Origin of the sequence: Pseudoalteromonas peptidolytica (assembly GCF_012641745.1) — a bacterium.
Lineage (GTDB): Bacteria > Pseudomonadota > Gammaproteobacteria > Enterobacterales > Alteromonadaceae > Pseudoalteromonas > Pseudoalteromonas peptidolytica.
Genome location: NZ_WEHZ01000033.1, coordinates 44,947 through 51,281 on the forward strand (window position 1 = coordinate 44,947; position 6,335 = coordinate 51,281).

Here is a 6,335-nt window from a genome sequence, read left to right on the forward strand (position 1 = left end):
CCAAGGTCGCATGAGCGGCCTTTTTTGGTTTTCCCGCCCTAGCACTATTCCAACTAAAAAGCATACTATATTGGAATTGCCACAGATATTAGGGATTTCCAATGCCATTCACAGAAGGTCATAAACCTGTCAAACGCAGACCAATTTCAGAAGCAGCTAAGCGCCTTGAAGCAAAAACGAAAGGTGCTGGCAAGCTAAAAGATAAAGCACAACTAAAACACATTCTTGCTAACGCTAATCGTGGTGATTGTGCTGAACGAAATATCGCGCTGATTTGGTTTCTTTTTGGATCGCTCACAAGAATAACTGAAACGTGTTATCTCAGGGTGTCGGACGTTTTCACCAAGTCAGGTAAATTGAAAATGATATTCAGAATGAAAGCTGAATATACCAAAACAGGAAGAAGCAGAGACTGTGCGCTTGTGTTGAAACAGCAAAGGCAAGCTTTGTTAGACTGGCGAGATAGGCGTTTAAATGATAAAGCAATGCTATCTGATGATGGTAGTTATGGCGGTTTACGTGGAGATAGTTACTTGTTCTTATCACGCAGCGGTAAGAGGTGGGTGAGCTTGGCTTTTAATCCCAAAAAGTACAAAACTCTGGACGGAATTAAAGAGACAATGGTGTGTTCAAGCATGGAGAACTACATACGCAATTTGTTTAAAAGTTGCGGTGCTAAAAATTTAAGCTCACATTCAGGTAGAAAGTCCACCGCATCTTTACTTTCTGACGCTGGTATTGATTATGGTGTGATCCAAATGGTAATAGGCCATATTAGCGAAGACATTACCGACACGTACATTATCCCTGATCCAAAACGATTAACTAACGCATTAAATAACCTTTATCCAACCGTATCGGCTATAAATGGAAAATAATGTAATAACATTGTTGCAATGATTATTAATTGTGCTATTGTTAGTACATTGTAATAACGTGAGTAGATGTTATGGAAACTATAATTCGAAAATTTGGTAATTCAAAAGGGGCTATTATCCCTGCTGCATTATTAAAAGAACTTGACCTTGATGTTAATCATAAGGTTGATGCCAAGGTCGAATCAGGCCGTCTTGTGATTGAACCAATCATTGAAACGCCAGAATATTCACTTGATGAATTGCTTGCACAGTCACCAGCTGAAAGTGTGGCACTGACTGATGAAGATAAAGAATGGCTGAACAGCCCTACTGTTGGGAGAGAACAGGTTGAATAAGAAGTACATTCCAAAGCGCGGTGATATTGTTTTCACTGATTTTGATCCGTCTGCTGGTCATGAGCAAGCGCATAAGCGACCTGCGTTAGTGTTATCGCCAGAGCCTTTCAATAATCAAATTCAGCTTGCTTTAGTTGCTCCAATCACCTCTACGGTGAGAGGTCACGGCTTTGAAGTTAAACTTGATGATAAAACAACGACACAAGGCGTAGTTTTATGTCAGCAAGTAAAAACTATTGATTATGAGTATCGCGGTATTAAGTTCATCGAGAAAGCGCCTAAGCGTGTTATTGATGAATCATTAGCGCGAGTACGTGTTTTAGTTAGTTAAGTTGGAAAAACAGCGAGGGATTTATGGAAATTCAAAACGAAAAACAGTACCAAGATGCACTTGAAAAGCGCTCGAATTTACTTGAAGCATATTCGTTTTTGGGTGATGTAAACAGCGAAAGCATCGACCGTCAGATTAGCGAAATTGACGCTCAAATAGAGCGCTACGAAGCTAAAAAGTCATAGTTGGAATATAAATGAACATGAAAGTGAAACACAGAGTCTTAATTTGTTCTAAAAGCGACTTTATAGGTGAATTTTCCAAAGTTATTGATATGCCTTGCTTGCCGACTGTTGGATTAACTATGAGGTTTGGGGTGGGTATCAAAAAAGTAAACTCTATTATTGAGAATCTTTTGTTTGATGAGGAATCTAGTACTTTTGTGGCTTATTCAAAAATTGATATTGAAGATTACTCTAGAAAGGTTGGAGATTACATTCCCGAGGATCGTTTCCCAATAGCATTAGTTAAACACTGCGGTTTCTCAGTCGAAAGTCTTAATGATAAGTTTGAGCATATCTATACTAAGTTGGTTTAAGTTTATTGGAATGACAGCGAGGGATTTATGGAAATTCAAAACGAAAAACAGTACCAATATGCACTTGAAAAGCGCTCGAATTTACTTGAAGCATATTCGTTTTTGGGTGATGTAAACAGCGAAAGCATCGACCGTCAGATTAGCGAAATTGACGCTCAAATAGAGCGCTACGAAGCTAAAAAGTCATAGTTGGAAAACGGGTAACACAACATGTAGTTGCTGCGGATCCAAATATAAGCACAACATATAGAAAAGGCGGCAAAATGGAAAGTAAATCAATATCTGAAATGAAAGCTGATCACGAAGCATTTTGCGGCCAACAGTTAAAGTTACCGGAAAATAAAAGGTGGCGTAATGCCGATGGTATTTCATACATGAAATGTAGGGAATGTGGAAAGCCTTTCAGTTATGTCAATGATGAATGTTCTGATGGGTTCTGCTCAAATTCGTGCGGCATTGCATCGCATTTTTAAATAGTTGGAATAACAGGAGAAAGGTATGAGCTTAGGCGCACTAAATGATCATTTGTTTGCTCAGTTAGATAGGTTGTCAAAACGCAGCAGGCCGCAATCAGCGGCCTTTTTTTATGTCGAATGCGTCACCTAGCGTTCTATCTGCCAATCCCAACTTATCAACACACAAGCCGATAAACTCCCCTGACAACGCCCCGCGATTTAATAGATTAATCAAGCGTTGCTCTTCTTTTTCTGCGGGTTCAACACCATACAGCGCCAAGTAAAGCGCCTTTGTGCCACCGAGCTTTTTACGCTCGGCCTTTAAAAAATCTCTCAATGCCGCTGCATACTGCGGGTTGTCATCTAACTTCTTTGGCAATGTCTTATCGTCCACTTTTGCAATCTCGCGATCCTAGAGCCTTTTAATAAATAAATCAAAAATGATGTAAAAAAGCTTTTAAATAAATCAACTTTGATTTATAGTCTATACATCAAAGTTGATTTGTTCAATATTTTAGTTAAGGAGAAATGTATGAGCTTAGGTGCACTAAATGATCATTTGTTTGCGCAGTTAGGTAGGTTGTCAAATCCGGATTTAACAGATGAGCAATTAAAGCATGAGGTGATTAGAACTGATGCGATGGACAAAATCGCTAAGTCAGCAATAAGTAATGCAGCACTGGCATTGAAAGCGGAAGAAATGAAAGTGGAGTATGGCAGAACAAATATGCCTAAGATGCTTCAAGTCGGGAGTAATAAGTAATGTTTGTTTACAGCGAGGAGCATAGAGCGTTCCTTGCTGATGCAACTAAGCGCGTTGATATGACGGGCGTTGCTCAGCAATTTAACGCACGCTTTGGTTTAAACAAAACAGAAAGCCAGTTATTGGCCTGTATGCAAAAGCATAGAATATCAGTTGTGACTAAAAAGCAAAGGAAGAAAAAGTTTCAGTTAAATGATGCGCAAACGCTTTGGATCAAGCAGCGCTATAAGGCTGAGACAATCGCAGAGTTGAGAGCTGGCTTTATCAGTGAGTTTGGGGGTGATTACACTCACCACCAGTTTGCAAACATCATGCATAATTTGGGGCTCAAGAGTGTAGGCGGCTTTAAAACCAAAGGGAAGTTTAAATTTCAGCTTTCTGCCGCTCAAATTGATTGGCTAAAGAAAGAATATCGTACTTACACCGCCCCCATTTTATTGAATATGTTCAATGAAAAGTACGCGCTTAGTTTAACTATGGTGCAATTCAAAAATGTCTTATCTAAGCACGAAATAAAAAGTGAGTCCAAGTCCACCGAGAAAGTCGGTTATGAAGTAAATGAAACTGCTTTTAAAAAAGGTGGCATTCATCACACCGCTTTGCCTGTTGGCTCAGAAACAATAGAAAACGGGTATATCAGAGTAAAAGTTGCTGAACCTAATGTGTGGAAGCCTAAGCAAGTCATTGTGTATGAAAATCACTTTGGGTCAGTTAAAAACGATGAGGTAGTTAGGTTCAAAGATGGTAATAACCGCAATTTTTCACCAGAAAATCTATTCAAAACTACAAAAAAAGGCCACGGCTTTTTATCTAAGTATCAGTTGCTATCTCAGCCTAAACCTGTGCAAGAAAGCTTGTTGTTGTTAACTCAGGTCAGAGATAAAACCGATGAAATAAAACTAAACCTTGGAGGTTTTTAATATGTCAGGCGCAAGAGAAGTGGCCGCTTATGCGGTTGATAACATCGAGGAACTGGTAAGCGATATGCTCACTGGTGACTACGCAGACAACGAGGTTAGCTTGGGGGTTTTGCTTTGCGGCCAAGAAGAAATACAAGTGCAACTCAAGATTACTCGAAACCCTCAAGACTTTATCGAAACTGATTATCAAGACTGGAATGCCAGTCATAAGAAAATTTAGAGGTAAGCATGAAAGATAACACTGTGCTGCATTGTATAGCGGGATTTTTAAATGCGTATGACTGCAAAACATTGGATGAAGTAGACGGAGCTTTGCAAGAACTTATCGAAGCGGCCACAGAAACCCAATCTCAATATAGAAACGGCATTGCTGAACAGGCTAGCTCAATGCATACCGTAAATTAATAAAGTTGGAATAAATTGAGGAATGAAATGATCAAAAGTGACGTAATCGAATCAATATCATTAATGAAACCGCAAGGTAATCGCTTAGAGCTACCGTCAGATATTAAATTTGAAAATTATGCACAAGTTAAAAATGCGCTGATCAAGGCTGGCGGCAAGTACAAGCGTTGCGGGTTTGAATTTACAAGTGATGCAGCGGAAATGCAGCAAAGATTAACTTCAGGTGAAGTGGTAAATGATGCCAAAAAGTACCAATACTTTCCGACCCCAACCCCGTTGGCCAAACGCATGGTTGAAATGGCAAATATTAGAGCCTCTGATTATTGTTTAGAACCCAGCGCCGGACAAGGTTCGATTGCTGCTATAATCCGTAAAAAGAGCGAAAAGCTTACGTGTATAGAGTTGAGTCACGAAAACGTTAAGGTTCTTAAAAGTCTAGGTATAGAATCTCTCCACGATGATTTTCTTAAATTTAATTGTGACCAACGCTTTGATAAAATTGTAGCTAACCCGCCATTTGCAAAAAACCAAGATATTGATCACGTCAGACACATGTATTCACTGCTCAATGATGGTGGCCGCATTGTCACTGTTATGAGTAAGTCGTGGGTTTTTGGCAATCAAAAGAAACAAGTTAATTTTCGTCAGTGGCTTAACTCTACAGGTGCAAAGATTGAAGAGTTAGGATCTGGTGAGTTTAAAGAATCAGGAACTAATGTTTCGTCAATGTTGGTAACGATTGATAAAACAGCATAGTTGGAAATACAGCGAGGAAATATTAATGATAAAGCAATTATCAAAAGACGAAGCTATTAAGTTAGCTGAAACAGAATGGTGGAAGGAATCAACACCAATTTCAATTGCAACTTTCCAAGTTACGCAAGATAAACTGTGTTGCCCGATTGATGTTTACAAAATGTCTTTAAATGAAGTTTTAAAACGTGATGTGTTTACGCATGAATTAGCTGAACCAGAGAAGTTAATTGCTGAAATGAATGGTACTAAACCTCATCCAAGCTTTTCTGAAATTATGGCTATGTTGCCATCAGATAAAACAGCATTTATTAAGCTAGATTAAAGAATTGGTATCAAAAATGGCACTAACGGTTAAAGAGCTAATTAAACGGCTTAAAGAAATGCCGCAGGATGAACAAGTTGGTATTGCTCAGCATGATTACGAGGATGGTGTTTCTGACGGGGCATTCTCAGTTAATTTTATCAGTGACAGCGATGTTGAGTCGGGTAAGCCGATGCACCGCGTTGTTATCAGCAGCTAACCATTGGAAAACGGGTAACACAACATGTAGTTGCTGCGGATCCAAATATAAGCACAACATATAGAAAAGGCGGCAAAATGGAAAGTAAATCAATATCTGAAATGAAAGCTGATCACGAAGCATTTTGCGGCCAACAGTTAAAGTTACCGGAAAATAAAAGGTGGCGTAATGCCGATGGTATTTCATACATGAAATGTAGGGAATGTGGAAAGCCTTTCAGTTATGTCAATGATGAATGTTCTGATGGGTTCTGCTCAAATTCGTGCGGCATTGCATCGCATTTTTAAATAGTTGGAATAACAGTGAGGGATTTATGGAAATTCAAAACGAAAAACAGTACCAAGATGCACTTGAAAAGCGCTCGAATTTACTTGAAGCATATTCGTTTTTGGGTGATGTAAACAGCGAAAGCATCGACCGTCAGATTAGCGAA

14 protein-coding genes are annotated in these 6,335 nt (G+C 39.2%); 13 read left to right on the plus strand and 1 reads right to left on the minus strand.

Annotated elements, in window-relative coordinates; all coding sequences use genetic code 11:
* Positions 1–101 precede the first annotated feature (101 nt).
* The 6 genes from F9Y84_RS18195 to F9Y84_RS18220 all read left to right on the plus strand — a co-directional run bounded on the left by F9Y84_RS18195 (position 102) and on the right by F9Y84_RS18220 (position 2,271).
* On the plus strand, positions 102–878 hold the full coding sequence (locus F9Y84_RS18195; RefSeq protein ID WP_147389484.1) for a tyrosine-type recombinase/integrase: 777 nt from the start codon (positions 102–104) through the stop codon (positions 876–878).
* Between the two features lie 71 nt (positions 879–949).
* Positions 950–1,213 carry an AbrB/MazE/SpoVT family DNA-binding domain-containing protein gene (locus tag F9Y84_RS18200; RefSeq protein ID WP_147389485.1) on the plus strand — a complete coding sequence of 88 codons (264 nt, stop codon included), beginning with the start codon at positions 950–952 and terminating at the stop codon, positions 1,211–1,213.
* On the plus strand, positions 1,206–1,544 hold the full coding sequence (locus F9Y84_RS18205) for a type II toxin-antitoxin system PemK/MazF family toxin (RefSeq protein WP_147389486.1): 339 nt from the start codon (positions 1,206–1,208) through the stop codon (positions 1,542–1,544). The genes F9Y84_RS18200 and F9Y84_RS18205 overlap by 8 nt, the downstream gene beginning before the upstream one ends.
* A 23-nt stretch (positions 1,545–1,567) precedes the next feature.
* The gene (locus F9Y84_RS18210) at positions 1,568–1,729 is read left to right on the plus strand and encodes a hypothetical protein (protein ID WP_168756775.1); all 162 of its coding nucleotides are present in this window, start codon (positions 1,568–1,570) and stop codon (positions 1,727–1,729) included.
* Positions 1,730–1,740: 11 nt separating this feature from the next.
* The gene (locus F9Y84_RS18215) at positions 1,741–2,082 is read left to right on the plus strand and encodes a hypothetical protein (RefSeq protein WP_168756776.1); all 342 of its coding nucleotides are present in this window, start codon (positions 1,741–1,743) and stop codon (positions 2,080–2,082) included.
* A gap of 27 nt (positions 2,083–2,109) precedes the next feature.
* A complete protein-coding gene (locus F9Y84_RS18220; protein WP_168756777.1) occupies positions 2,110–2,271 on the plus strand; it encodes a hypothetical protein in 162 nt (53 codons plus the stop codon).
* A gap of 381 nt (positions 2,272–2,652) precedes the next feature.
* Here the strand turns inward: F9Y84_RS18220 and F9Y84_RS18225 are convergent, their stop codons facing one another.
* The gene (locus F9Y84_RS18225; protein ID WP_147391447.1) at positions 2,653–2,931 is read right to left on the minus strand and encodes a hypothetical protein; all 279 of its coding nucleotides are present in this window, start codon (positions 2,929–2,931) and stop codon (positions 2,653–2,655) included.
* 138 nt (positions 2,932–3,069) lie between these two features.
* Here F9Y84_RS18225 and F9Y84_RS18230 point away from each other — a divergent pair, with 138 nt between their 5' ends.
* Genes F9Y84_RS18230 through F9Y84_RS18260 form a run of 7 tightly spaced genes read left to right on the plus strand, consistent with a single transcriptional unit; the run spans position 3,070 to position 5,902 of the window.
* Positions 3,070–3,300 carry a hypothetical protein gene (locus tag F9Y84_RS18230; RefSeq protein WP_147391446.1) on the plus strand — a complete coding sequence of 77 codons (231 nt, stop codon included), beginning with the start codon at positions 3,070–3,072 and terminating at the stop codon, positions 3,298–3,300.
* Positions 3,300–4,220: an HNH endonuclease signature motif containing protein gene (locus tag F9Y84_RS18235; RefSeq protein ID WP_147391445.1), complete on the plus strand. Its 921-nt coding sequence runs from the start codon at positions 3,300–3,302 to the stop codon at positions 4,218–4,220. The genes F9Y84_RS18230 and F9Y84_RS18235 overlap by 1 nt, the downstream gene beginning before the upstream one ends.
* A 1-nt stretch (position 4,221) precedes the next feature.
* The gene (locus F9Y84_RS18240; RefSeq protein WP_147391444.1) at positions 4,222–4,440 is read left to right on the plus strand and encodes a hypothetical protein; all 219 of its coding nucleotides are present in this window, start codon (positions 4,222–4,224) and stop codon (positions 4,438–4,440) included.
* A gap of 8 nt (positions 4,441–4,448) precedes the next feature.
* The gene (locus F9Y84_RS18245) at positions 4,449–4,625 is read left to right on the plus strand and encodes a hypothetical protein (protein ID WP_167508311.1); all 177 of its coding nucleotides are present in this window, start codon (positions 4,449–4,451) and stop codon (positions 4,623–4,625) included.
* Between the two features lie 27 nt (positions 4,626–4,652).
* Positions 4,653–5,381, plus strand: coding sequence for a methyltransferase (locus tag F9Y84_RS18250; RefSeq protein WP_147391443.1), 729 nt, complete (start codon positions 4,653–4,655; stop codon positions 5,379–5,381).
* Between the two features lie 25 nt (positions 5,382–5,406).
* Complete coding sequence (locus F9Y84_RS18255; RefSeq protein WP_147391442.1) at positions 5,407–5,703, plus strand: DUF7736 domain-containing protein; 297 nt, start codon at positions 5,407–5,409, stop codon at positions 5,701–5,703.
* A 16-nt stretch (positions 5,704–5,719) separates the two neighbouring features.
* Entirely contained in the window at positions 5,720–5,902 is a 183-nt protein-coding gene (locus F9Y84_RS18260) for a hypothetical protein (RefSeq protein ID WP_147391441.1), read from the plus strand.
* Positions 5,903–6,335 lie beyond the last annotated feature (433 nt).